30 protein-coding genes are annotated in these 23,517 nt (G+C 37.5%); 11 read left to right on the top strand and 19 right to left on the bottom strand.

Annotated features, from left to right (window positions below):
- Both AC6CHV_RS04545 and AC6CHV_RS04540 read right to left on the bottom strand, forming a co-directional pair.
- Complete coding sequence (locus AC6CHV_RS04545; protein WP_498078220.1) at positions 1-309, bottom strand: hypothetical protein; 309 nt, start codon at positions 307-309, stop codon at positions 1-3.
- A gap of 430 nt (positions 310-739) precedes the next feature.
- Complete coding sequence (locus AC6CHV_RS04540) at positions 740-1,000, bottom strand: hypothetical protein (RefSeq protein WP_498078219.1); 261 nt, start codon at positions 998-1,000, stop codon at positions 740-742.
- A 204-nt stretch (positions 1,001-1,204) separates the two neighbouring features.
- On the opposite strand from AC6CHV_RS04540, the gene AC6CHV_RS04535 reads away from it, so the two are divergent.
- On the top strand, positions 1,205-1,414 hold the full coding sequence (locus tag AC6CHV_RS04535; RefSeq protein ID WP_121446376.1) for a YjcZ family sporulation protein: 210 nt from the start codon (positions 1,205-1,207) through the stop codon (positions 1,412-1,414).
- 546 nt (positions 1,415-1,960) lie between these two features.
- Here AC6CHV_RS04535 and AC6CHV_RS04530 read toward each other — a convergent pair.
- Together AC6CHV_RS04530 and AC6CHV_RS04525 are read right to left on the bottom strand one after the other, a co-directional pair.
- Positions 1,961-2,293 (bottom strand): YnfA family protein, encoded by a 333-nt coding sequence (locus tag AC6CHV_RS04530; RefSeq protein WP_341330302.1) that lies wholly within the window; start codon positions 2,291-2,293, stop codon positions 1,961-1,963.
- Positions 2,294-2,388: 95 nt separating this feature from the next.
- On the bottom strand, positions 2,389-2,763 hold the full coding sequence (locus AC6CHV_RS04525; RefSeq protein WP_498078218.1) for a DUF4440 domain-containing protein: 375 nt from the start codon (positions 2,761-2,763) through the stop codon (positions 2,389-2,391).
- Positions 2,764-2,993: 230 nt separating this feature from the next.
- Here AC6CHV_RS04525 and AC6CHV_RS04520 point away from each other — a divergent pair, with 230 nt between their 5' ends.
- Positions 2,994-3,527: a GNAT family N-acetyltransferase gene (locus tag AC6CHV_RS04520; protein WP_498078217.1), complete on the top strand. Its 534-nt coding sequence runs from the start codon at positions 2,994-2,996 to the stop codon at positions 3,525-3,527.
- Between the two features lie 52 nt (positions 3,528-3,579).
- On the opposite strand, the gene AC6CHV_RS04515 is transcribed toward AC6CHV_RS04520, so the two are convergent.
- Complete coding sequence (locus tag AC6CHV_RS04515) at positions 3,580-4,047, bottom strand: GNAT family N-acetyltransferase (RefSeq protein ID WP_498078216.1); 468 nt, start codon at positions 4,045-4,047, stop codon at positions 3,580-3,582.
- Between the two features lie 192 nt (positions 4,048-4,239).
- Between AC6CHV_RS04515 and AC6CHV_RS04510 the strand changes: the two genes are divergently transcribed.
- Both AC6CHV_RS04510 and AC6CHV_RS04505 read left to right on the top strand, forming a co-directional pair.
- On the top strand, positions 4,240-4,782 hold the full coding sequence (locus AC6CHV_RS04510; RefSeq protein ID WP_498078215.1) for a sigma-70 family RNA polymerase sigma factor: 543 nt from the start codon (positions 4,240-4,242) through the stop codon (positions 4,780-4,782).
- Entirely contained in the window at positions 4,763-5,731 is a 969-nt protein-coding gene (locus AC6CHV_RS04505; RefSeq protein WP_498078214.1) for a DUF4179 domain-containing protein, read from the top strand. Before AC6CHV_RS04510 ends, AC6CHV_RS04505 begins: the two co-directional genes overlap by 20 nt.
- A gap of 104 nt (positions 5,732-5,835) precedes the next feature.
- On the opposite strand, the gene AC6CHV_RS04500 is transcribed toward AC6CHV_RS04505, so the two are convergent.
- The 4 genes from AC6CHV_RS04500 to AC6CHV_RS04485 form a co-directional block, all read right to left on the bottom strand.
- Positions 5,836-7,365 (bottom strand): malate:quinone oxidoreductase, encoded by a 1,530-nt coding sequence (locus AC6CHV_RS04500; RefSeq protein WP_498078213.1) that lies wholly within the window; start codon positions 7,363-7,365, stop codon positions 5,836-5,838.
- A gap of 708 nt (positions 7,366-8,073) precedes the next feature.
- A complete protein-coding gene (locus AC6CHV_RS04495; RefSeq protein WP_121446499.1) occupies positions 8,074-8,454 on the bottom strand; it encodes a DUF1232 domain-containing protein in 381 nt (126 codons plus the stop codon).
- Between the two features lie 103 nt (positions 8,455-8,557).
- A complete protein-coding gene (locus AC6CHV_RS04490) occupies positions 8,558-8,800 on the bottom strand; it encodes a glutaredoxin domain-containing protein (RefSeq protein ID WP_498078212.1) in 243 nt (80 codons plus the stop codon).
- A 14-nt stretch (positions 8,801-8,814) separates the two neighbouring features.
- On the bottom strand, positions 8,815-9,669 hold the full coding sequence (locus AC6CHV_RS04485; RefSeq protein WP_341330295.1) for a pirin family protein: 855 nt from the start codon (positions 9,667-9,669) through the stop codon (positions 8,815-8,817).
- A gap of 160 nt (positions 9,670-9,829) precedes the next feature.
- Between AC6CHV_RS04485 and AC6CHV_RS04480 the strand changes: the two genes are divergently transcribed.
- A complete protein-coding gene (locus AC6CHV_RS04480; protein ID WP_498078211.1) occupies positions 9,830-10,543 on the top strand; it encodes a DUF4181 domain-containing protein in 714 nt (237 codons plus the stop codon).
- Between the two features lie 30 nt (positions 10,544-10,573).
- On the opposite strand, the gene AC6CHV_RS04475 is transcribed toward AC6CHV_RS04480, so the two are convergent.
- Complete coding sequence (locus AC6CHV_RS04475) at positions 10,574-10,711, bottom strand: hypothetical protein (protein ID WP_165918152.1); 138 nt, start codon at positions 10,709-10,711, stop codon at positions 10,574-10,576.
- Positions 10,712-10,800: 89 nt separating this feature from the next.
- On the opposite strand from AC6CHV_RS04475, the gene AC6CHV_RS04470 reads away from it, so the two are divergent.
- Positions 10,801-11,820 (top strand): DUF2332 family protein, encoded by a 1,020-nt coding sequence (locus tag AC6CHV_RS04470; protein ID WP_498078210.1) that lies wholly within the window; start codon positions 10,801-10,803, stop codon positions 11,818-11,820.
- A 42-nt stretch (positions 11,821-11,862) separates the two neighbouring features.
- Here AC6CHV_RS04470 and AC6CHV_RS04465 read toward each other — a convergent pair whose 3' ends face one another.
- Entirely contained in the window at positions 11,863-12,051 is a 189-nt protein-coding gene (locus tag AC6CHV_RS04465; RefSeq protein WP_341330292.1) for a hypothetical protein, read from the bottom strand.
- 141 nt (positions 12,052-12,192) lie between these two features.
- On the opposite strand from AC6CHV_RS04465, the gene AC6CHV_RS04460 reads away from it, so the two are divergent.
- Both AC6CHV_RS04460 and AC6CHV_RS04455 read left to right on the top strand, forming a co-directional pair.
- Positions 12,193-13,131: a hypothetical protein gene (locus AC6CHV_RS04460; protein ID WP_498078209.1), complete on the top strand. Its 939-nt coding sequence runs from the start codon at positions 12,193-12,195 to the stop codon at positions 13,129-13,131.
- On the top strand, positions 13,121-13,708 hold the full coding sequence (locus tag AC6CHV_RS04455; protein ID WP_498078208.1) for a hypothetical protein: 588 nt from the start codon (positions 13,121-13,123) through the stop codon (positions 13,706-13,708). Before AC6CHV_RS04460 ends, AC6CHV_RS04455 begins: the two co-directional genes overlap by 11 nt.
- 25 nt (positions 13,709-13,733) lie before the next feature.
- Here AC6CHV_RS04455 and AC6CHV_RS04450 read toward each other — a convergent pair whose 3' ends face one another.
- The 4 genes from AC6CHV_RS04450 to AC6CHV_RS04435 form a co-directional block, all read right to left on the bottom strand.
- The gene (locus AC6CHV_RS04450) at positions 13,734-14,747 is read right to left on the bottom strand and encodes an LD-carboxypeptidase (protein WP_498078207.1); all 1,014 of its coding nucleotides are present in this window, start codon (positions 14,745-14,747) and stop codon (positions 13,734-13,736) included.
- Positions 14,748-14,791: 44 nt separating this feature from the next.
- The gene (locus AC6CHV_RS04445; protein WP_498078206.1) at positions 14,792-15,136 is read right to left on the bottom strand and encodes a VOC family protein; all 345 of its coding nucleotides are present in this window, start codon (positions 15,134-15,136) and stop codon (positions 14,792-14,794) included.
- Positions 15,137-15,149: 13 nt separating this feature from the next.
- Positions 15,150-15,953 carry a GNAT family N-acetyltransferase gene (locus AC6CHV_RS04440; RefSeq protein ID WP_498078205.1) on the bottom strand — a complete coding sequence of 268 codons (804 nt, stop codon included), beginning with the start codon at positions 15,951-15,953 and terminating at the stop codon, positions 15,150-15,152.
- 73 nt (positions 15,954-16,026) lie between these two features.
- Entirely contained in the window at positions 16,027-16,800 is a 774-nt protein-coding gene (locus AC6CHV_RS04435) for a methyltransferase domain-containing protein (protein WP_498078204.1), read from the bottom strand.
- Between the two features lie 146 nt (positions 16,801-16,946).
- Between AC6CHV_RS04435 and AC6CHV_RS04430 the strand changes: the two genes are divergently transcribed.
- The 3 genes from AC6CHV_RS04430 (at position 16,947) to spoIIP (ending at position 19,586) form a co-directional block, all read left to right on the top strand.
- Positions 16,947-17,813 (top strand): YitT family protein, encoded by an 867-nt coding sequence (locus tag AC6CHV_RS04430; RefSeq protein ID WP_498078203.1) that lies wholly within the window; start codon positions 16,947-16,949, stop codon positions 17,811-17,813.
- Between the two features lie 111 nt (positions 17,814-17,924).
- A complete protein-coding gene (locus tag AC6CHV_RS04425; protein WP_498078202.1) occupies positions 17,925-18,302 on the top strand; it encodes a VOC family protein in 378 nt (125 codons plus the stop codon).
- 132 nt (positions 18,303-18,434) lie between these two features.
- A complete protein-coding gene (spoIIP, locus tag AC6CHV_RS04420; RefSeq protein WP_498078201.1) occupies positions 18,435-19,586 on the top strand; it encodes a stage II sporulation protein P in 1,152 nt (383 codons plus the stop codon).
- Between the two features lie 275 nt (positions 19,587-19,861).
- Here the strand turns inward: spoIIP and AC6CHV_RS04415 are convergent, their stop codons facing one another.
- The 4 genes from AC6CHV_RS04415 to AC6CHV_RS04400 form a co-directional block, all read right to left on the bottom strand.
- Entirely contained in the window at positions 19,862-20,500 is a 639-nt protein-coding gene (locus AC6CHV_RS04415) for a pyridoxamine 5'-phosphate oxidase family protein (protein ID WP_121446396.1), read from the bottom strand.
- Between the two features lie 51 nt (positions 20,501-20,551).
- The gene (locus tag AC6CHV_RS04410) at positions 20,552-21,814 is read right to left on the bottom strand and encodes an MFS transporter (protein WP_121446397.1); all 1,263 of its coding nucleotides are present in this window, start codon (positions 21,812-21,814) and stop codon (positions 20,552-20,554) included.
- A 33-nt stretch (positions 21,815-21,847) separates the two neighbouring features.
- A complete protein-coding gene (locus AC6CHV_RS04405) occupies positions 21,848-22,231 on the bottom strand; it encodes a VOC family protein (protein WP_121446398.1) in 384 nt (127 codons plus the stop codon).
- 408 nt (positions 22,232-22,639) lie between these two features.
- Positions 22,640-23,494 (bottom strand): AraC family transcriptional regulator, encoded by an 855-nt coding sequence (locus tag AC6CHV_RS04400; protein ID WP_121446399.1) that lies wholly within the window; start codon positions 23,492-23,494, stop codon positions 22,640-22,642.
- Positions 23,495-23,517: the final 23 nt, after the last annotated feature.

Here is a 23,517-nt window from a genome sequence, read left to right as displayed (position 1 = left end):
TTAAGATTCCAAATATTTTTGTAGTAACCGATAGCCCCCGATAATCACATAAGAAATGAATCCAAGAATGATGATAAGTCGGATTATGATATGATCAATAATAAAGAGTACGAATACCATTGTTATAAGTAAAATACCTACGCGTGCCATAAATTTCGTATAACGAATGGCATGTTCCGAAAACTCAAGTTCTCCCTTATACATCCACCTTTGCCCGAATAACATACTTTCCTCTGGATTGAAGTAGGTCCAAATTAACACTGCATATAAAGGAATCATTAATATCAAACACAAAATAACTTCGGCCAAATCAGCTCCCCCTTTTGTGTATATACGGATCTACCCGCCGTTTAATTCCAAAATATTCTGTCTTATAAAGTCATTTGTATCATCGTCTACGTGAACAGCCTATTTGAAAAGTTCTAACCACCATGGGTAATCGTACTGTCCATCAGAGATTTGAAAAAAACCGTTCATAAATCTTAAATGAACAATACCGTAACTTTCAAAAACCTTCTCTTTTGGGGCATAAGTTGAAAAGATAAAGAAATTTTTCCTTTCAATTTCGATATCAACTTGTTTATTGAAAGATTCTGCTGGGATCTTATTAAAATTTGTATATTCTATCTAGTCCTGTTTTGTTGGGTTAAATCATAAGGATAGGATTAAAAAGATCACGAGTAACCCACCCAAACTAAATCTTTTTTTACCCTTTCTCATCTAACAATCCCTCCATTCATTAGAAAAATACAAAATATGAAACTAGTAATAAGACTACCATGGAAAGGATTGCTCTAACCCATGTTGCTTTTTTACTCACACCCGCTTTAGACTCTAAATTGTTAATATAACCGATTGTAAATATAAAACCGAAAATTACAAGATACCCCTCGTTTAATTCATCCGCATCAAGTAGCTTAATTGCCGCTAATAAAATTAAAACAGTCCCAACTCCGCCAAAAAACATACTTATGTACGAAACCTTTTTATCTTCCTTCACCATACTAACCCCCAAAACCACAAAATGTACTGGCTACTTATGTAAACAATTTTACCACACAACAATACCAAAATATTACATAGACAGTTCTACATAATCCTTTATCGGCCCGTGACAATGACCCATTTTCTTAGAGAAACGTGGCATTTTGAGACTAGGTGAGTATACTGTAGGGAATCTACACAAGAGAAAGGAAGTAAGAACATGGAGCTAAATTTATCTAACGTAAATGCGGCATCTTTTCAGACCCCTTACGTAGCACCACAACCGACATATACAGCCCCAAGCTATGATTTTACCCCTAGTTATGGATACGCTTGTCCTGAACCTTGTAACGATAATACCTTCGTATTGATCGTTGTGTTGTTCATCTTATTAATCATTATCGGTGCTTGCTATTTTCCAAAGTGCTAAATAAAAGCTAGCCTTTAAAAACATCACACAAAAAACAAGAACATGTCTACTTGATGTGTTCTTGTTTTTTGGCTAATTTAATTCTATTTTCCTTCTAGAACTCTATTATAATGCCAGTTCGTTTTGATGATGTACTCGTTTTTTTCTAATAATCTTGATATCGGACAATATTTTGATTTTATCTGACATTGTTGCCAATATATCGGACACAACTCACATTTTATCGGACAAACCAAAATAATATAGTTGTGAGGACATTGGCACGAATACTTATTATTTTCTTTCATATATTGAGTTTAGGACAACCGCTCATATGGAGGGATCAATTTGGATAACGATGAAAAAGTTTCGCAGGCGAGGTCTGATAATCGAAACTATATAAGAGTGAATAACAACATAAATTTCACAGTGAATTTCGGTGATTCTCTCAATTTACTTGCCTTAATTGTAGGCATATTTTTCATTAAAACCGTCTCTAAAAAGACTAAACAGAAATCGCAAAAAAGTAAAAAGGCGTTGATCCTTCCTTAGATCAATGCCCTTTTGTTATTGTCGCGGTGCAAATAACATCACGGAAACACCTATGATACAAATTCCAGCACCTAGCCAATCGTATAGGTCGGGTGTTTTCTTATCAATTCCCCAACCCCAAAGGACAGAAAGAACGATAAATACCCCACCATAGGCAGCATAAACTCTACCGAAAGATGGAAAGGTTTGAAAAGTAGCAATCACACCATATAAGGCCAATGCGATTCCCCCACCGATTCCCCAGTAATACGGCTTCCCTTCTCTTAACCAAAGCCATATCAAATAGCCTCCTCCGATTTCAGCGATTCCTGCTATGATAAAAAAGAAAATGGCATGTAAAATGTACATCACTTCCAGTATATGTAATTGCAGTACTTACCTATTATATCAACTAAGTATTTTTTTATCTTTTGCTAGGCAATTACTTATAAATTTCGTAAAATTTATTCATTAAGTACTTCACTCAACTTCAATGGTGAGATCGTCCCTTGATGAAAATACAATTGCCACCTTCCTTCAATAAGTTTCCATATGGAACTTCGAAATGTATTCCGCTTCCTCGTCTCATTGACAATGAAATAGGTTGCTAAAACGACATCTGGTGCCAGGGGATAAATCTCATAGTTATGGAGTGACATTACCGAAAGGTCAATTCTGGATTCAAGACATTCTTTTTTATTAAACATATATCCGGAACTACCAATCTCAAAGAAGTCATCTGCTAGTAGTTTATCTAGCTCCTCACGTTTTTTTCGAACTTCTATATTTAAATGCATTTCCTCTAATTCTTTCAATTTTTGCTTTAACTCATTTTCCATAATTTACAAAATCCTCCTTTATGCTTCTTCCATTCTATGTTTTTATTCTACTTAAACTTTCGTAACCCTTTCTCAACTTGCAATTTCCCACAAAGCATCATTGACCCATGTTCCATAGCCTTCTAAAATGAAGGTATTATAGGAGTAGGCTATCATTTGGTAACTTCTGTTTAGAGCTGGGATGTGTACCATTTATACATAAAAAATATACCTAGAATAGAGGATTATAAATGGAAATAGTAATAAGACAAGAACAAACTGAAGATTATTTTCAAACAGAAGAAGTTGTCAGAAAAGCTTTTTTAAAAGAAGAATACAGTGATAAGACAGAGCATTTTCTCGTAAACCGGATTCGAAAATCAGATGCTTTTATACCAGAACTTTCGTTGGTTGCCGTTAATCAAAAAGATGAGATTGTTGGACATATCATTCTTTCAAAAATTAAGATTGTGGATGGAGACCAATCCGTCGAATCACTGGCACTTGCCCCCGTTTCTGTTGCACCAGAGTATCAAAGAAAAGGGGTTGGAAGCCAATTAATCCGTGCTGCACTTGATAAGGCAAAAGATCTTGGATATCAGTCAGTTATTGTACTTGGACATAAAGATTATTATCCATTGTTTGGCTTCAAACAGGCGAATCGCTGGAATATAAAAGCTCCTTTTGATGTACCGAATGAGGTATTTATGGCTCTCGAACTAACTGAAGGTTCTCTTGATCATGTTCAAGGACTTATTCAATATTCAAAAGCTTTTGAGGAATAATAACGAGGGGTATCCAAGGCTCTAAAGTTTGGACCTTTGAGCACCCCATTTCTTATTTTATTTTCAAACAATAAATCGGCTCAGGATGATGACCCTCTTCTACCTCTCCGGTCGGGATAAAACCCGCTTTTTCATAGGTCCGTATTGCACGTTCATTATTATAGATAACAGATAGATAGATTTCCTCACATTGATAGGCACCAACCATATCTTCAATAATTGCATTTAAAACAGGGGTTCCATATCCTTTTCCTTGATACCTATGCCCTAACATCATACTGATTAATTCATACCGATTTGTTACTTTATGATAGCCATGAGAAGCAAAACCAATTAGTGTATCACCATCATAGATTGCTTTTGGAGTAAAACCAAATGTTTGGCATACTGCGAGAAAATACGTATTTGATCCTACCCACCTTTCATAAATTTGAATATACTTTTCTTGGTTTTCATCAGACTTTAAGTTGATTACATCATAGAAATTGTCCTCTGTTACATCAACTAATTTAATGTTCATGTAGTTCTCCTTTTTAGTTAAAAATAAATTTACCACCCTATTTATTCAACAGAATGTGGAGTTCTTCCTTCACAGAATAGCGGAGAACGGAAAGTTTTTCTTTCGACAAAATGATATATTACTATAAACATTTAATTGAAACTTTTTATTACATATCATACCTCTAATAATTGAAAGGAGGTTAATTAGGAAATGTCATATTCTACGAACATAGTTGAGCTGGCCATTGCTGGTGACAAACAAGCATTTGAACAACTTATAAAATCTGAAAGTGAAAAGTTATATAAAATTGCCTATTTACATATGCGGAACAAAGAGGATGCACTTGATGTCATACAGGAAGCTACCTATAAGGCCTATATTTCCATCCATCAACTGAAATCACCTACTTTTTTCAGTACATGGCTTGTGAAGATTTTAATGCGAACCGCTTATAAAGAACTTGCACGTAATAAGAAGGTGATAAAGCTTCCGGAAGAAACATTAGAGTATTTAATCGAATCCAGTCAGACACCAGAAATGAACCTAACAATTGATTTATCAGAGGCACTTTCTTCGCTAAATATGAACTATCGAAATGCTATTTTACTTTTCTATTATTATGATTTACCGATTCGAACGATTTCTACGATTCTGGATAAGCCACAATCAACCATTAAAACCTATTTACGGAGAGCAAAAGCTGAATTAAGAAAAACGTTAGGGGCTGATTATTATGGAAAAAGACTTATTTAACGATATTGAAATACCGAAACAAGAACTAAATGTTGCGATTAGAAAAGGGATCGAGCGCGGTGAAAGGTTCCGTCGAAAAAGTAAATACATACGACCACTAAAACGCACAACTTTTTTTTCTACTGGGGCTGCAGCTTTACTCCTAGCATCCGGATTTGTTTTTGCACCTGTAAACCAGGTTCTTGCTCAAGTTCCAATCATTGGGAGTATCTACGATAATTATCAAATGACAATTGGGCAGAATTTGGCAACTGAACAGCTAATAACGGAAATGAATCAAACTGTTGAAAATAAAGGAGTCAAGATGAGCATTACATCGATTTTTTATGATGGCTCCTATGTTGGTTTAACCTTTAAAGCATCTGGTGAAAACTTGTCTGAAACATTTGGCGGAGAAACAGGACCAGAGTCTGGGTACTCCTATAAGATGTTTGACGGAAAAGATGAATCTGGATGGGGTTCAACTATGGGGACCATAACGAAACAAGGCAATGAATATGTGGGTGCAATGATATTGAATAACCCCAACGAGAATAGTCCAGACGAGCTAGAAATCCCGATTACGTTCACACATATGGCCGGCGTAAGAGGAGAGTGGACCTTTAATCTTTCTGTTGAAAAATTACCTTCGCGGAAAATTGTACTTAATGAAACAATGTACTCTACAAATAAGGATTATAGCCTCCTTTTTCATGATATAAAGATTGGAAAAACAAACGCTATGTTAACTTATAAAGAATTATCAACAGCTGGGATAGAAGGTGAAAACCTACACTTTAACGTTGTTTCTGATCAAAGTGAAAAATTATCACTCCATACCGTTTCAGATTCTATGCTTATCTTTGAAATTGATAGTAAAAATCCACCAATGTTTATTGAGGTAATACCTTCGTATCATATTGGCAATGAAGAAATTAATTTAGATGCATTAAAGGTTCATTTGAATTAAGAAATGCAAATTCCGGACTACTGAGTGGTTCGGATTTTGCACATAAAAAAACCTCCAATCCCAATCAAGATTGAAGGTATTATTTATCTATACATCATAAGTGGTTAGCTTAGGACAAGTTCCTTTTGTTTTTTTTCTACTTTCTCTTGTTTTTCGATTAAGCCAAGTGCTTCTCCAGTTGAAGCATTGATTTTCGCCAGTAGATCTGGGTGTTCCATAAGGGATAGCCCGTATGAAGGAATCATGTCTTTGATTTTTGGCTCCCATTCTAGCATATGTTGTGGGAAGCACTTTTTAATGATTTCAAGCATAACATGAACAGCAGTTGATGCACCTGGTGATGCACCAAGTAACGCTGCAATAGAACCGTCAGCTGCAGTAATTACTTCAGTACCAAATTGAAGGGTTCCTTTGCCGCCTGCTTCAGTGTCTTTAATAACTTGAACACGTTGGCCAGCTACGATTAAATCCCAATCTTCGCTTTTTGCGTTTGGGATAAATTCACGGAGTTCTTCCATTCGTTGTTCTTTTGATAACATAACTTGCTGAATCAAGTATTTTGTTAGCGGAATTTCTTTTACCCCTGCAGCTAACATCGTTAACAAGTTATCATGTTTGATTGATGTAATTAAATCCATATTGGAGCCTGTTTTTAGGAACTTTGGAGAGAATCCCGCAAAAGGTCCAAATAGCAATGACTTTTTGTTGTTAATATATCTTGTATCAAGATGTGGAACAGACATTGGTGGCGCACCAACCTTCGCCTTTCCGTATACCTTGGCATGATGCTTTTCAATCACTTCCGGATTATTACATACCATGAAAATCCCACTTACAGGGAATCCACCAATATGTCTTCCTTCAGGAATACCAGATTTTTGGAGTAGATGTAGGCTTCCTCCACCGCCTCCAATGAAGACGAATTTTGCTTTATGATGTTCAACAGAACCACTATTTTGATTTTTCACCTTCAAGTCCCATAGACCATCACTTGTACGTTTCACATCTTTTACACTGTGGTTGTAATTAATTTGGACATTTTTATTCTTTAAATGATCAAACAACATTCGTGTTAAATTACCGAAGTTCACATCTGTACCAGCGTCTACTTTTGTAGCAGCTATTGGCTCATTTGACGAGCGATCCTTCATAATGAGCGGAATCCACTCTAAAAGTTTTTCCGGATCTTCGCTATACTCCATTCCTTGGAATAACGGATTTTTTGACAGCGCTTCAAATCGCTTCTTTAAAAATTCGACATCCTTTTCTCCTTGAACCATGCTCATATGCGGTAATGGCATGATGAAATCTTGTGGATTTTGGATTAAGTTGTTCTTTACAAGATATGCCCAAAACTGCTTGGAAACTTGGAACTGTTCGTTGACATTAATTGCTTTCTTAATATCTAATGTTCCGTCTGGTTTCTCAACAGTATAGTTAAGTTCACATAGTGCAGCATGACCTGTACCCGCGTTATTCAATTCGTGAGAGCTTTCCTCTCCTGGTTTATCGAGCTTTTCAAAAACGGTAATGTTCCATTCAGGCACTAGTTCTTTCAAGAGTGTCCCTAATGTCGCACTCATGATACCAGCACCGATTAAAATGACATCTGTTTTGGTTTCTATGTTGCTCATATTTATCAACCTTTTCTTTTAAAATTTGGACAAAAAAGATGAAGGCGGTCACAAAATCGGGCTCACCATTATTAGACAATCTCTTTCTCGTCTCAATTAAGGCCATTTTGGATGGCAATCTTATCAAATGCGCCTTGGCGTATTTGTGCCCAGATTTTTTCGAGCTTGCCCGAAAAGATTCCATTGAAAATCTGTGGCATCCGCCAGAGGCTTAACTTTATTCAGACATGTTTTAAACGCTCACACAAATTTAAATTCCTGTGTTTTAGTACTAATTAACTGAAGTAAGAAAACTGAATAAAGTTATAGATTAATATTTCATTACTATATGATAATTATAGGCTAATTAAAAGCCAGTTAAAAGTAAGAAGTTTATTTAGAAGTTCATGGCTCCGACAATACAGCCTTGCATCTTCAGTTGTATGAATGGAATACTAATAAACTCTTATTCTTCATTCCATCCTTTGTTATTATAACATGAAAAAAAGCAGAAACATCAAATTTCATGCAAAATAAATCATAATAATTTGACAAGTGACAGCGCTTTTCCAACCAATCCGGTATCGTGCAACGCAAGAAAATCTACTTTATCACTCATATTTTTTACTTCATCTTGAGTAATGCTTTTTCATCACAATGAGGATTTCAGGGCAATTGCCAAAAAGATTACTTAACAACCAAAAAAAACCTGCACTTTGAAATACAGGTTTAGAGTATATATTGAGATGCTTTGACAATCATCCAGATCAAAATTAAAGCCCATATGAACAGGATAAGTATCCCTGCAACCCAGTTTTTGGGTTTACCGTTTTTCATCATTTCTTCTGCTTTCATTTCGCAATCTGCAATCACTGCACTTGGGATCATTTTCAATGCAAACATGATTCCAATTGGGACAAGGATGACCTCATCAAGGTATCCGAGGATTGGTATAAAATCTGGGATCAAGTCGATCGGGCTGAATGTATAAGCTACCACTCCAGCAGTAAAAAGCTTAGCATACCATGGAACCCTCGCATCCTTATATGCAAAATACAAGACGAATATTTGTTTTTTCAAGCGTTTTGCCCAGCTTTTGATTTTCTCCATAAGTTCACCCAATAATTTTGTTTCCTTATTTTATTCCCATCTTCTTTAGGGGTGTATACTTTAGGATCTCCTACTTGTACCACTTTTAACCATTGCAAAGAGATTAGGATTTTTTCAACGGTTCTAATAGTTCAATAAGTTCAGGGGTAAATCCTTTAACAGCGCGGTCACCTACAACTGTTACAGGGACACCTAGAAAACCAAAGCGTTCCAATTCCTTTTGGAAGACCACGTTTTCTGCAATATTTCGGAGGTCAAATGGAATACCATTTTCAGTGAGAACCTTTTTAACAAAAGTACATTCGACACAGTCATTTGTTGTATAGACAATTACTTCTTTATTCATTGTAACAATACTCCTTATTCTGCCGGCGGGCCAAATTTTCCTGCGTGATAATCACGGTATGCTTGTTGGACTTCTTCCATTGAATTCATAACAAATGGGCCATAAGCGACAATTTCTTCGCGCAGTGGCACCCCTGAGTAAACAAGTAATTTTGAACGACTATTTGCTGATATTTCAAATTCACTTTCGTTTTTACCATTTTCGTTAAAAGTAAGGGTTCCTGCCCCTGTTTTTTTCAGAGGTGTTTTACTTTCACCAAGCTCTACTTCACCGGAAAGTACATATACAAACCCATTGTGATTTTCAGGCAGTATGTGTTTGTATGTCATACCCTTCGCAAGTGAAATCTCAGTCATAGTAATGGGGACCAAGCTATTCATCGGTCCTTTAACCCCCGCTATGTCTCCAGAGTAGACCTTTAATTCCCCACCTTCAATTTTCACATGAGGTACATCCTCTATATACACATTTTGGTAGGAGGTTTTTGTATTTTTTAGGGAACTCGGTAAGTTCAACCATAACTGTAGTGTATGAGCAATATCTTGGTCAACTGGCTCCTCAGCATGTCTTGCACCACTGCCAGCATTCATATATTGGATATCGCCAGCCTCTAAAATTGAGTTTCCACCGTGGTTATCGATATGCTCCAATCGTCCATCAATTACATAGGTAATCGTTTGAAACCCTCGGTGTGGATGGTCCGGAAATGCGCCGCGCTTATACCAGTCCTCCGCCATAATTAAAAACGGGTCAAACTCCTCAAACCGATTAGGCGGTAGCACAAAGCCTTGCTGTATATGTGGATACCCATTATTGTTGTATTTTATATACCAATGCTTTTTAAGATCTCGTTTAAAAAGGGAACTCATTTCGTTCACTCCTTGCTTGTTCATACTTGTATTCTTTCCTATTTCCATTTCATTTTGACACTTTAGGTGAATTTGTACAAAAATTACGCTTCGCCTTCAGACCTCACCTAGTATATTTTTCCAATAATCAGTATAATCAAAGTAAGACTGGGGGGATTTAATGGGTTTCGTTTTTTTATTTATGTTTTTCCTGCTGTCTATAATCGATAGTGTTATAGGAAAACGATTAGAACCAGGGTATAATTTGGCCGAATCAGACGGGCGAGTAAAATTCCGGATAGGCGGCATCCTTATCGTCATCTTATTTTTGGGAAGTGCCTATACATTATTTGATATTGATAATGTTAACCATACAAAATGGCTTCTCATCTCTTTTATGTTTTCTTTTTGGGGTTTTCAGTCATTCATGGAATGGAAATATGTTGAGGGAAAGAAGTACAAATTGTCTCTTGTTTTAATGGTTGTTTCTGTTATTGCTACTTTTGGAATCTTTTTTACTTATGAAAAAATCACGAAAACTACTTTTGGTGAGGAAGTAAGTAAATACATTGGGGAAACGGAGAAAATCGATAAAATTGAAGTAACTGCAATGACATTTGTTCAAAAGAAGGGCTACATGAACAATAAAACTACCATCACCGATCAATCATTGATACACAGATTCATTACCGAGCCTTCTGATATGAACCTTATGAAAACAAGATTTGGATCTGGATTGGGTTATTTCGTGACAGCCTATATTGGTAAAGATGCTTACAGTTTAGTTATTACTGAAAGTGAGTTGCAAATCGAAGACAAAAGCTATGTAATTAAGGGTGAAAACAAGTTATTATGCCTAATAGAGAACGGTCAATTGGAGTGGGTAGAGGAATAATGGGAAATAAATAACCCCCTAAGGGATACCTTAAGAGGTTTTTAATAAAGATTCAATTTCTTCTTCAGTTACAAACTTCCATTTAATATCTTTCCATATATCCTTATCCATTGCTTCTATAAGTAAGTCGATTTCATTATACGTAAACTTTATTGTTTGTTCTTTCATGTAATCCACCAAACCTTTCGTTATATAATTCGCTTGGGCTTATCTTGGTTTGAGGGTCAAGTTAAAAAAATTTCAGGAGGAGAAAAATAGTGAATAACACTCAGTCTATTAAGTTTCAAAACTTCGCCAACACCGAGTGTAAGGGTTCAAGTAGCTTGTATGAATTTCTTTCATTACAAATTGCCGACGATGATGAACTCCTTGAGTTGGCTTCTCATGCACGTAGTGGTCAGCCTTCATCTAATTTGTTGTTTGGTGCTGTTCATTACCTTTTGTTAAAAGGAAAAGACCACAGTCTTCGAGATTTTTATCCAAGTATGACGACGCATCCCCGGAAAGTAGATGAATCCTTTTTACCTTTTAAAGAGTTTTGCAATCAATATTCTAATGAAATCATCCCACTTCTACAGGAAAAATTGGTTCAGACAAATGAAGTAAGACGATGTTCTTATCTTTTTCCGGCCTTTCAATATATTTATCATATCATGAAAAAGCCGCTAGCATTGATTGAAATTGGGACCAGTGCCGGCCTGCAGTTGCTATGGGATCAGTATAGTTACTCGTATGGGACGGATGCAGCTTACGGAAACAGAGAATCAACTTTACATATAACAGCTGAGATAAAAGGAGATAATGCTCCTAATCTACAAGACTATATTCCTCCAGTAGCTTCTCGTATTGGCATTGACCTCCATCCAATTGATTTAAAAGATGATGACAATGTCCTTTGGTTAAAAGCCCTCATTTGGCCCGAACATCATGAAAGACGGGAGTTATTTGAAAAAGCTGCAAAAATAGTTAAGGCGAACGAAATACGATTGATTAAAGGGAATGGTGTTGAAATGCTTGAGGACCTTTCTAAAGAAATGTCAAGCGAATATGCGATTTGTATGTTCCACACCCATGTAGCAAACCAAATGCCTTCGGAAGTGAGGAATAGATTGCTAGATAAGGTTCAGCAGATCGGAACCGAACGTGAGATTTTTCATCTATATAACAATATACAAGACCGCGACCTTCATCTAGATTATTCTCTTGAAGGAAAAGTGTATAAACATGTTGTTGGTCAAACAGAAGGGCATGGAAAATGGTTTACGTGGGGGCTGTAAAAGGCATTTGGATAACTCCTATGCCTTTTAAACGAAAGGTGTCTATATAAAGATCTTCACGATAATCGGAAGCAAAAGTGTAACTACTAAAGATTGTATGAACGTTAACATGATATCCTTCTTCCACGGATTACTCTTTGGATAACGGTTGTTGATGCGTTGAAAAACTAGAAAGATCACCCACCAGAATAATGCTACATAGATGAAATCAAGAACATTATCATAATACAATCGAAACTCCTCCCTCCGTACCTATTAGATATCTGTTACTTCTATTATCGCATTATTTCAAAAAAATTGAAATAAATAAAAATATTACCAAACCTTGATGGTAAAATAATTTTAGAGATTTATAGAATTGGGGGTTTTTGTTTGAAGGAGAAAATATTCTGGATCAGTATAGTGGTCATTATCCTTAGCTATATCGGCAATTATTTGTATTTCCAATCTAAACAGCTGGATGCCCCACTATTTTTGGAGCATTATTATGAACTCACTTTGAATCATGAAGATGAGACAATGCTCACTTTTTATTACGTAACCAATAAGTCGGACTCTTCATCAATTGATCATGTACAAATTGATGGAATTGAGGCATATGCGAGCTCGAATATGGATTTTATATGGGGGTCGCAGGAACCTCAGTTTGAACAAGAGTATACACATCATTATTTAAAAGCACTTAATGTTACGTTTCCCATGGATTTCGAAGGTGAAGGTCCTTTATCGTTTTCAGAAATGGAGGTCCATCTTTCCAATGGAAAATCCCTTTTGGCTGATATTGGAGAAGTCATTCTTCATAAAAATTCGGAATACCCCAGTGTGTTAGAGACACAAATAAGTTCAAGTAGTAATCAGCATCGAGAGGAGAAATCGATGGTTGCTTTAGAACCAGTCAACATTGAGGAAATTGAGATTCCTTTTAAAGAGGAATTGTCAGATGACATTTTTATTAAAGTTGACCTTGAACAGGATAAATTGAGTGAACTCGAAAAACTCAAGACTGGTGCGAATCCTCCAAAATGGTTCGATGAAGACCGCGAAAAGGAATGGGATGACTTACCAGGTGTCACCCCCAATGATGATTTACTTCCATTTGCTTTGGAACAAAAAGAATGGGTCCGCTTCTTCATACAATTCAATCCGGCTAGGTATAGTTTCTTTCAATTCAGCATCAAACTCAACGGAAAAACAGAATCGGGTGATGAGTTTGTGAGGGAGTTACCAATCATAGATCACCCTGAGTTAGATCAAAAGGCGATCAACGAAATCATCGAGGAAAAGAGGCTGGTGAGGGCGAATGAAAATTAATTTTAAGCAAATGTTCTGGGGCTTCGTTTTTATTCTATTGGAGATCCATTTGATTTACGTTGATATTTTGCCAGAGCCAATCGGGTATTATCTCATTTTCGCAAGCCTAGTCGGGGTTCCTTCAGAAAGCAGATCCGGCAATCTATTGAAAAAGCTTTTGATCGTGCTTATACTCATTAGTATTCCAACTGTGTTTATCCAACAAAATGTGAATGGGAATGAATTAGGATCTTTTGTCGGCATACCTATCTGGGATATCTATACCTTTTTACTAGAAATTTTCAAGTTGGTCATTGTATTCCTTGTTTTTCAGTTAATCATGACAGTGGTCTCTGCTCTAGGGGATGAAGTTTTAATAAGTAGAAGCTCACAAACGTTTAAAATTTATATGACTGTTATGCTACTTATCACACTCATCCATACATTTGCGATGAACTTTTCACGAGAAATTATATTGGGTTACCTATTCTTTACGATCCCTTTAGGTCTCTTCATGGAAATCATGTTTCTTGTACTTTTGAGAAAATTGCATAAGCATAAGGAACTTCAAGGATTGGATTTCAACAAGGATGGATAAAACGCTTGGTTCTGTACCAAGCGTTTCACTTAAACGTCTGTAAAACAGTTCCTTTTCCGTTTACTACTTCAATTTCGGCATATGCTCCATTAATAAATGTAATTTGTGGTGGAACATGGCCACAATCGATATCATATATAATCGGAATCTTTAGTTCCTCTGTGAGTTCTTGATAGATATCCTCTACCGTATAATCTTCAACTGGATTATTTGCTGGACTTCTGCCAAACATAATGCCTTCACAATTTTCAAACCACCCCGCTAGCTTCATTTGCACGAGGGATCGTCGCAAATCGGTTGTTACAAGCTCGCAATTTTCAAAATACCAGACCACGGAATCACCATCAAGAAAGTCTTTATTAAATTTCCTAACATCTCCATATGGGGTACCTATTAAATGTCTAACGATATCAATACAGCCACCAAGTATTCTTCCCTTTATAGTTACTACACCTTTTCCTGTTGTTTTCCAGTAGGTCGGTTCGGTTAGATGAAAAATGTGAGGTGTTGGATTATCATGCTGCCATTCCTTTTGGTATTTTTCTGATGAATATTGGATGACTGATTCTCCCTTCTTTGTGGATAAGACGGTTTGCCACATTGCTGTCGTCGGGTCCGAATCTTTTCCTCTTAAATCTATTAAGTTTGTTCCATGTGCAGTTGCCAAACCTGTTTTCAATGTTATAGCCAATAGTAACCCACTTATATCTGAGTAACCTAGGATCCATTTGTTTCTGAAATTGTCAAAGTCGAGATGTTCAAGAATTTCAATAAGTAATTCACCACCCCAGGGTGGAATAATCAGATCGATTTCTTCACTGCCCATCATTTCGTTAAACTCGTCTGCACGCTCTATTCCTGGTGCAGACTTTGCTTTTTCCTGTGTCCAAACAGTTTCACCACAAATGATAGTAAACCCCTTCTGCTCCAAACGAGTAATGGCAGATCTAATAAGATCATGAAGCTCTGTTTCTACCCCTGATGACGGTGCCGTTACCCCTATAGTTGCTCCACTCATTAATAGAGGATAATTTATCACCCGAAGTCCCCCATTCAATTCGATATCGTTTTACATTTTTCCTATTACTTTCTTTCTATTAATCCAAAACCAACTCCGGTTGGATCGACTAAATACGCCAAGAAGAAATCATCAAACTCCATTTTTTCACGGACAATCATTGCACCGTTGTCTACAGCTTTCACAATTGTATCCTTTATCGAATCAACTTCAATTTGGATTCTCGTTCCATGTGGATAATCATGCGGGCCTTTGCTAATCCCACCTTGAATGTCTACTAGACCTGATCTTTTAACAGGCCAAAACCCCCAATTTAGTTCTTCAAATTCCCAACCGAAAACCGTTGAATAGAATTTCACTGCTTTTTCAGGGTCCTGGCTGCTGATTTCAAAACCTACTATTCGTGCCATCGAAACCTCTCCTTTATTTCATTATCCAAATAGCCTTTGTATAACCTATGTGCATACCTGCTCGTTCCATGTTGTTTTGACTGACTGAGCCAAATTTTGCCTGACTTACAATTAAACTGCATCCTTTTTCCAGTGCTTTTTGCATCCGCTTCTTAATTAATGCTGTTTGTATACCATGATTACGAAATTCCGGCAAGGTCGTTGCGGCTGCAAGAGTTCCAATGCTATTGTGTGTATATAAAACTCCTATGCCCACTGGTTCATTTTCAATAGTTGCAAGATAGAATGTCCAATTTTCATTGTCGTAAAGTATTTTGTTATTCTGTGCGACCCCATCTTTTAAAAATGCCGGCATACCAAAGCCCTTCGTGTAAATTCCGGCGAATAAATCAAATTCATGATGGTCTAACTCGCGAACATTGATTTTGGAATTAGTGCTCGTATCCTGATGTGAAGAATGTTCTGAGTAAAGGGTTGTGTGAAAATCATATTGATAAAAGCCCTTGTTGCTTAGGAACATAAGAAAATCCGAAGAAACATGCCCCGGCGTTAGTTCCAATCGAACAGGAATATTCTTCTGATTGTAAAAATGAATGATTTCATCTATGTATTTCTCATCGCCATCAGATAAACCCTTTACCGTGTTGAACGATGGACCTGGAATATTCTTAACTGAAAAAGCTTTTGCACTTCCAAAGTGTTTCACTTCTACGCCCATCGGATTTCCTTCGATCGCTTGTATAGCCGTTAGTCTAGAGTTTAATACCTCTATTTCAGCGGTTTCTATGGTTTGGGCAAATTGCTTGGTTACGACCACTTCTCCACTTCCTTTTTTGATGAATTTATAAAACTACTAATGTGATGGATGCCAGCCCTGTGATCATTTCCATTTATTCCGACACCTTTCTGCAGACATAAATCATTTGATGGCTATCTTCCGTTAAAGGCGATTCATCCCAATCCTTGTAAACACCTAAAATCTCAAATTTATTTTGTTTGAGTAAACGATCCATCTCTAGCGGAAATACATAGCGCAATTTGATATTCGTTTTCTGTTCTCCAACTGTTTTACCGCTGTCATCTTTTTGTCGTCTAATAGTTATATAGTGTTGCACTTGCTGAAGCGCGTCGTAGTTACTTATCGTGTAGACATCTACCGTTTTCCCTGTTTCATCCTTATAGCTTCGCCAATATTCCTCAGTAGGTGGTAGAAGCAATTCATCCGGACTTGGAAACCTCGTGCCGAAGATGAAAATCCCCTCTTCTTCAAGGTGATCGTGAACGGAAGTTAGAAGTTGATCATGGGCTTCATTCGTAAGAAAGTGCTGAAATGAGTTTCCGACGATAAAAATCAGTGGACTTTTTACTCCTAATTGAAGATTCATGCAGTCTTGCTCAATCCACTCAATGTTTAGGTTTGCATGTTCTGTTTTCTTGTTTGCTTGAGCAAGCATGCCTTGATGTATGTCTACCCCAATAAGAGAATGTCCCGCTTCTGCTAGGGGAATGGTTGCTCGACCTGTTCCACAAGCTAAATCAATGATTGGACCGTTAACTTTTTCAGCCCATTTTTTTAAGAATTCCACATCATCTTGGAAAGGGTCATTTTCTCGGTCATAAAGGACCGGATCCTTGTATTCCTCAAAATTATCAATTTTGTTCATTTGTGCTCCTTTACTAAACTTAAAATTACTTATTATAAATTTCCACTTAAAGGTATTAATTTCCTTCAAAAATTGTAAGCATGTCCGTTAAATGTGGTAATATTAATAAGTAAATTTTATTTTTAATAGTGAAAGGCTTGGTTTTTGTGGGTAAAACAAAGAAAAAACGGGTATTAACAGAAATTAAACAACTTATTATGATTACCATCGGGGCTCTGATCGCGGGCTTTGGGTTGGAACTATTTTTAGTTCCAAATGATATTTTGGATGGTGGGGTTATCGGTCTGTCCATCATTGCGTCCAAGATATTTGGAGTTCCAATGAGTATCTTCCTTATAGTTTTAAATATTCCATTCCTTTTTCTTGGGTATCGAAAAATGGGAATTAAATTTACTTTACATACGTTATATGGCGTTGTTGTTTTATCCGCCTTTACTGCTTATTTGCATCATTTTGAACCTGTAACAGATGATTTATTTTTAGCAACCATTATTGGGGCGGTTATTTTAGGAACAGGTGTCGGATTGGTCATTCGGACTGGTGGAGCTTTGGATGGTACCGAAATTTTGGCCATCATCGTAAGCAGGAAACGACCCGTATCTGTTGGACAATTTGTGATGATCACGAACGTATTTATTTTTATTCTTGCTGCTTTGCTCGTATTCAGTTGGGAAACAGCCATGTACTCCATTATTACATATTACATTGCTTTTAAAATGATAGACATTGTGGTTGAAGGCTTGGAAGAATTAAAATCAGTAACCATTATTTCTGATATGCCTGATGAGCTTGCTAATGAATTGAATAAAGTTTTGGGTCGTGGAATTACCTTTATTCATGGTGAAGGGGCCTACACAAATGAACCAAGGAAAATCATTTATACAATTGTTAGTCGGATCGAGCTCTCCACATTAAAGGAAATTTCTCATGAACTGGATCCAAGTGCATTGATTGCGATTGAAAATATCGCTGATGTGACGGGTAGTAATTTTGGAAACGGCAGCGGACATTAAGTAGTAAATGCAGAGGCTAGATGGCCTCTGTATTTTTTGTTATACAAGCATTTCGTTTTTACTTGCAGATTTGTTAAAATTTAGATGACGCTATAGAAATAGGTGATAATGATGATTAATAAAATTGGTAAAGTAACTGTTTATGTGGAAGATCAAGAACAAGCAAAGGATTTCTGGGTGAACAAACTTGGCTTTGTTTTAAAGTTTGAACAACCAATGGGACCCGATTTCTCTTGGATAGAAGTTGGTCCAAGTGAGAACGAGTTTACGACGTTGGTACTCTATGCGAAGGCAGCTATGGAGCAGCATGACCCATCAAAGGTTTCTCATCCATCGATTCTTTTCAGCACAACTGATATCGACACTGCTTATGAAAATATGAACTCAAATGGAGTTAAAGTTGGGGTATTACAAAAAATGCCGTATGGCTCTATGTTCACCTTCTACGATCAAGATGGAAATGAGTATTTATTACGAGAAGATAAGTAAGAGAGCTTTTCCCTAGAAAGCATGGTCCGCCATGTTTTTTTCATTTGAACAAAATCGATCATAGGAAAATAGACATTCTATTTAGGTAGAATTATTCATATATATGTCCAAAAGCAATAAAGGACGGATATCATGAAAAATTTAGGATATGGGCAATTGTTAATTCCGAGAGTCGCCCTTATGTTTATCTTAACCGTACTCATTTGTTTTGCAGCCGCATCAAGCATATCCTCTATTAAAAAAGATTGGATGAGTTTTCGCGAAATCGATGTTAACATTCGAACCTTTCCAACTGAGTTTTTTGTGAAATTACTTGAATCTGAAAATGCCTATTTCGTACAATCTTTAACCGTGGAACAGGAATCTTTCACAAAAACCTTAGTAGAATCAACCTTTCAATTTAAATACGGTGATTTGCGAAGCTTTTTCGGCCATGAACTACCTGGATTATCTTTGCATCATACCGAAATCCTGGTATCTGGAGAAGGTACAGATTTCACCAATCTCCCATACGAATCGGCGCCACCTTTAGATGTCTTACTACAAGAAAGAGAAATGGCTCAAAAGGAACTGGATGAGTTTAATAAGGAAGATCCGAAAACTCCACCAGTCAATCTAGCCACGGATAAAAAGGTGCTAATCTACCACTCTCACAGTTATGAATCCTACTTACCTCTACTTGGACTTACTAGTGACCCGGATATGAATAAAGCTGTCGATTCTAAAACAAACATCACAGTTGTTGGCGAACTTCTAGGAAAAGAGTTAGAAAAATACGGAATTGGGGCAGTTATCGATAAGACGAATATTGGGCAAATATTGAAGAAAAAAGGGTGGGACACGACTGAATCTTATGCTGTCTCACGTGAAATCGTTCAATCGGCAATGGCAAGTGACTCCGATATCGACTTTCTAATCGATATTCATCGTGACAGTGTTCGAAAAGATGTAACAACTGTTACCATCAACAATAAACCATATGCGAGAGTATTTTTTGTGGTCGGAAAAGCGAGTCGTCATTTTGAAAAAAGTTATGCCTTGGCCGAGGCTCTAGATAAATCTATCGAATCGCTGTTCCCAGGAATCAGCAGGGGTGTGGTTGGAAAAGGACTGGACCAAGGAAATGGAGTGTATAATCAGGACTTAGCGGAAAACTCCATTCTGATCGAGGTCGGTGGCGTCGATAATGACATGAAAGAAATAAAAAACACAGTTGATGCGCTGGCAAAAGTAATCAGTGAACATATCCTCGATGCTGAGAAAGTGAATGCAACAAATGAATAAAGAGTTACTCTTTTGGCTTATTTGGTTGTTTGTTTCCACTTTGTTTTGCTTTTTTTACTTACCCTTTGTCTATACCCTTGCAGCATTTCTCACTGGTATTGTGATGTGTTGCAAAGCGTTGATTAAACTATTGGTTGTGGAGAAAGAAAAACAACGGGGGTAAAATACTCTAATCCCGCGCTGTAATAAAATTTTTTGTCAAACAAGATTAGGTGCGTTTAACCCTTTATGGATTAACGCACCTATTTACGTTCATTTTAATTCTTCCTATCAATCTAATAAAGTCTTTTCGAATAACTTTCTTCAAGGCTATCCTGGATTGATTCTTTCGTTGCATGAGGGAGTTTCGTGTGTTCAAGTAACATTTTTACCGGGGATGGTAATTGTGATCGTTCCGGCCAAGAATCAGGCTTCCATAATCCCGATCGGATAAAGGCTTTGGCACAATGGATAAAGCACTCCTCTACCTCAACTCCTATGCCTAAAAGTGGCTTTTTCCCATTAACGGCCATTTCCTCAAAGAGTTCATGGTCCTTGACCACCGTGGCTTTTCCATTCACTCTCATTGTTTCACCTAATCCTGGAATCATAAAAAGAAGACCTATCCTAGGATTCGTTAAAATATTTCGAAGTGAGTCCATTCTCTTATTCCCAGGTCTCTCGGGTATGAGTAAATACTTCTTGCTTAACACCTGAACAAAACCTGCCTGATCCCCTCTTGGAGAGACGTCACAAAAGCCAGATTCATCAGACGTAGATATGACAAGAAATGGTGATTTAGAAATGAACTTTACACAATTTTCATCAAGATAAGAAATAGCTTTTCTTTTGACCAACTCACTTGGAGTACCCATCATGGAGCGCAACTCTTCTTCTGTTTCAATTTTATGTAGAAATGGATTTCCTTTATTCATTTAAGTCACACCTTCTTTTTTTGTAGTAAAAAACCAGATACTCCTCTTCGTTTATTTACTAACCGTCACACTAGGGTCCTGGGGAATGATTGTGGCTTGTTTTTTTATGATTAATACAAACAGGGTTGCAACGATACATAGGACTCCTGCGGATAGAAACGTAATGGTGTAGCTATGGAAAACCTCGTAAAAATATCCACCTAAATATGCAGCTACTCCAGATCCGATTTGGTGGGCTGCAAACACCCAGCCATAAATAATCGGCCCATTTATTTTTCCGAAGAAGTCAGCTGCTAGTCGAACCGTTGGCGGAACCGTAGCAATCCAGTCCAATCCATAAAATACAGCAAAGGCGATAAGCATCACATACGACTGCATCTGAAGAGCGTACGGCAACACGAGTAACGACAGTCCTCGAAGACCATAAAACCAAAATAAGAGCCAACGGTTGTCGAAGCGATCAGATAACCAGCCCGCAATCATCGTTCCGATTATATTAAAAACACCCATGAACGCGAAGATGCTCGCTGCGTGTACCTCAGGTATTCCATGGTGGGTTGAGGCTGGGATAAAATGTGTACCTAAAAGACCTGCAGTCGACAAGCCGCAAATGAAGAAACTACCTGACAGTAACCAAAACGGTACGGAGCGCATTCCAATCCATAGCACTTCAAAGGCAGAACTGATTGGATTCTTTTTAGTTTCATTTTTCACTTCTTCCTTGGTTGCCCCATAAGGAAGAAGCCCCTTATCACGTGGATGATCCTTCATCCAAATAAAGATGATCGGGGTTATTAGGAGTCCTAGTCCGATAAATACAGTCGTTCCTACTCTCCAGGAAAATTCCTCAGTTAAAAATGATAATAACGGTAAAAAGACCATTTGCCCCGCAGCGGTTGCAGCCATAAGGAGACCCAAAACCATTCCGCGCTTTTCTTCAAACCAAATCGTTGCGATATTTGCTGAAAGTACGGATAAAAAAACGCCCGAACCTATCCCAATAATGACTCCCCAAATGAGGTGAAGCTGCCAAATATGTGTCATGTACAAACTTGTAATTAATCCGATAACTAACAGGACCATCGAGTAGGCCATGATTTTTCGAACGCCTAATCTCTCAAGCCCCGCAGCAATGAACGGCCCTGAAATTCCATAGAGTATGAGATTAATAGCAAAAGCAAATGAAATGGATGAACGGCTCCACTCAAACTCTTGCTCTAGCGGAATTAAAATAACACCTGTAATTGAGCGAATTCCAGCTGCTATCAATACCGCAACGAATGTAATCCAAACCACAACCCAGCCATAATGCATGGACAGCACTCCTTCTTGTTTTACAATGCAGGTTTAAAGATTCTCATAGATTTCAATTAAATTGCCTGCTGGGTCTCGAAAATGTGCAACCTTCAGCATCCAATCAACTTGTTCGTGTGGCTTCGTGATGAACTCAAGTTTATCCTTCATTTTTTCGTATGTATCCTCGACACTGTCCACTTTAAAAATCAATGCCGAATTGTCCTGATTTTCTACAAGTGGTACATATTCAGTACCTATCGCAGCCACCATTTGTTTTCTTTCAAAAAGACCCAACTTCGCTCCACCAATTCCTGTAAAATCAGCATAATTGGATTCTTTATCCCCCCATGAAACTTCAAAACCTAATGTGTCTCGGTAAAATAAGAAACATTCTTTATAGTTATCTACTAACAGACGAATATGTGTTAAGTTCATTTCGTCCCTCCTTATTTAAACGTTTACTCGTAATATGTATTTTAGATATTTCCATTATATGTTTTTCGGAAATTTCCGTCTAATTGTATTTGGTTGTGGACTAAGGATCGGGTTTCGAAAAATTTTGGTTAACAGCCATAAGTTTTAATTATTGGCCATAAAATCATTTTATTGGCCATAAATTTTATTTATTAGCCATATTTTTGGATTATCAGCCATAAGTGGTCGCAATGACTTGTTTTTTTCAGGAATCACTCACTTATACTGGCCTATAACCTTTTGGTTACTGCCGCTAATTCGGAAATACTGCCACTATTCCAAAAATACTGCCGCTAATCGCCAACTTACTGCCATTAGCGAAAATCACCACACATTAAAGCCCCAAGGAATCTCCTTGGGGCTCTCTCTTTACTTTACTGGTATCCAAATTTCTGAGTAGTAATCGGGGTCTGCTGCGTTTCCGTCTGAGTATAGCTCAAGCTCAGCAGTCCCTGCATACGCATACCCGCTTGATGGAAACCATTCTGAGTAGATTTTTTTCCATGCGTCCTGCATCGCGTGTGGCATCGCGCCATGAACCTCGAATACGGCCCATTTTGAAGCTGGTATGTCTAAAATGTCATACTTTCCAGATGCTCCATCCTTGTTTTCCACAGCAACCCAATAATCGATTGCTCTAACATTTGGCTCACTAACACAAATGCCTAATATTCCGTTCGTTTCGCCAGTCATTAGCGGAATCAATGAATCGCAGGTACCATCGGAATTCACTTCATCCCATAATTTCGGGATCATACTGAGATGCTCATCATTCACACATGAAAACGTTCGTTTTACCCCAACTGCTTTAAATCCTTCCTTCTCAACAATTCGATACTTCACTGGATCTACTCCTTTCAGACTCACCTGGATGACCAGGCGGCTATATGATTGCAGCTTTCCAATCCCCTTCCGGACATCGCTTGGCGTTACACCGTGTTGTTTCCGAAAGGCTTTTGTGAAAGCCTCGGGAGTGTCGTAGCCATATTTGTAGGCTAGATCAATAATCTTTGTGTCTGTTCTCGATAGTTCTTCAGCTGCTAATGTTAACCTGCGTCGGCGGAGGTATTCACCCACTGTAATGTCTGTTAGAATCGAAAATGTCCGTTGAAAATGAAACGGTGATGCATTTGCACGACTCGCTATCTCTTCAATTGAAACTTCCGTTAGCAGATGGTCCTCCATATAATCAATTGCGTTCTGTAATGATTCTAGCCAACTCATTTCCCTCACTCCTTACCTTCATT

Source organism: Ferdinandcohnia sp. GQ5 (genome assembly GCF_059759275.1).
Note: the sequence above shows the minus strand (reverse complement) of the source record. Positions and strands in the feature narration are given on the sequence as shown.